3 protein-coding genes are annotated in these 2,005 nt (G+C 40.6%); all 3 read right to left on the bottom strand.

Annotated features, from left to right (window positions below; translation table 11 throughout):
• A partial coding sequence (locus Q0F04_RS11770) for a pilus assembly protein PilX (protein ID WP_295753518.1) occupies window positions 1-535 on the bottom strand: 535 nt, incomplete at its 3' end.
• 8 nt (window positions 536-543) lie between these two features.
• Window positions 544-1,053 carry a hypothetical protein gene (locus tag Q0F04_RS11765; RefSeq protein WP_004841343.1) on the bottom strand — a complete coding sequence of 170 codons (510 nt, stop codon included), beginning with the start codon at window positions 1,051-1,053 and terminating at the stop codon, window positions 544-546.
• Between the two features lie 14 nt (window positions 1,054-1,067).
• Window positions 1,068-2,005: HAD-IC family P-type ATPase (locus Q0F04_RS11760; protein ID WP_295753516.1), on the bottom strand; the 938-nt coding region annotated here is incomplete at its 5' end.

The following is a 2,005-nucleotide window of genomic DNA, read 5'->3' as shown; positions in this document are numbered from 1 at the left end:
ATGTATGCCATCCTATATAGTAAATGATAACTGTCCCTGTGCAGAACAGCAGAAGAACCGACAATATCAGATAAATGTCTCCTCTTCTCTCCTTATAGCTTATGATTCCAAGCGATATAAGCAGTGGACGGATATTTATAAAAAGATGAATAAAAAGTGCCGCAACCAGTAACAGCTGCGTAATGAGTTTTACTGTTGTAAACGGAAACAAAATATAGATCCCGTCCTGTACTCCGCCAAATAATCCTATATGGAAAAACATCAGAATAAGTATTGCAAGTCCGCTGGCTCTCCTTGCCCAGAATACTGCATTTTGTTTTAAGTAGCTGTTACCTGCATTTTTAGAAATTTTCAAAGTATTTATGGTAAGTATGACTCCAATCACAGTATGTGCTGCAAGAACAGCCACTCCAACCCATGCAAGTATTTTCCCGGCACTGCTTCCAATTCCAAGAAGCATAAAACTTCCCATAAGACCATGCAGCATAAAAATCACGAGCAGTAATACGGAAAGTATTGTATTTATTTTTCTCATTCTTCCGCTCACCTCATTTCTGCACTGTCCAGTATGATATAGTCAGCATTTTCAAGAGCGTCTGTGCTGACCAGATCACTTTCAGAAAGGAATGCTTCATATTTCCCACTGACTGCCCTTGAACGCAGCATTGTACCGCTGTATTGTTTTATCTGCACATCAGCACCTGCATCATTAAGCCTTTCGCATAAGGAATCGGCATATCTTATAAGCGCATAATCTGTTTCCGAAACATAAATATCAAATGATAATTCTGTATCTGTACGAATGCTATCCGTCTTTCCTGTTACAAATGCTTTTAATTGCTCTCTTATATCCTCATCTGACAGTTTATCAAGCAACGGATTCATACAGAAAATATAACTGCCCTCAAGCTGTGCCGAGCTTTGGGCTGCTTTCTTTGCCTTTGGTGTTGCACCTGTAACAGCATCTATAATGGATGGAGGGGAGTGCAGTAATGCACCAAACCCTGCAATCAAAGCAATTACCACCACCAGTAAAATAAGTCTACGCTTCACTGCACTTTTCTCCTTTATTTTTTCAAAATCCTCATGGCATTCAATACTGCTATAATCGTAACACCAACATCACCAAATACAGCTTCCCACATGCCTGCTATGCCTAATGCACCCAGTATAAGGAACACACTCTTGATTCCGAGTGCAATGATAATATTCTGCATAACAATTCTTTTCGTTGCTTTTGCAACATCAATCGCATCCACAAGCTTTGATGGTTCATCTGTCATCAGAACAACATCTGCAGCTTCAATCGCAGCATCTGAACCAAGTCCACCCATCGCAATTCCTACATCGGCTCTTGCAAGAACAGGTGCATCATTGATACCATCTCCTACAAATGCAAGTTTGCTTCCTTTTGTCTTATGCTGATCCAGGTACTCCAGTTTTTCAACTTTCTGATCTGGAAGTAACTGTGCATAATATTCATCCAGTCCGAGCTGCTCTGCCACAGCCTTTCCAATCTTTTCATCATCACCGGTAAGCATAACTGTTTTCTCAACACCGATTTTCTTCAGACTGGCAATCGCATTCTGACTGTCATCTTTCACTTCATCGGCTATTACGATACATCCGGCATATCTGCCATCAACAGCAATATAAACCTTTGTTCCGGCTGACTGGCAGGCTGCATAAGATACTTTCTCAGAATCCATAAGTTTGCTGTTTCCTGCAAGTACTCTTTTACCACCAATCAATACACGAATTCCATGTCCTGATATTTCTTCATAACCGGAAAGAACAGACTGATCAATTGTTTTGCCGAAAGCCTCCTGTATGGATTTTGCTATCGGATGGTTTGAATAGCTTTCTGCCTGTGCAGCATATTCAAGAACCTGCTCTTTTGTAAAGCCGAATTCTACTGTGATATCAACAACCTTAAACACACCTTTTGTCAGGGTTCCAGTTTTATCAAACACGACGACGCTTACCTTATTCAGTGCTTCCAGAT

It is taken from the genome of uncultured Holdemanella sp., from assembly GCF_934772795.1.
Taxonomy (GTDB): Bacteria; Bacillota_I; Bacilli_A; order Erysipelotrichales; family Erysipelotrichaceae; genus Holdemanella.
This window is presented reverse-complemented; position numbering and strand designations above follow the sequence as displayed.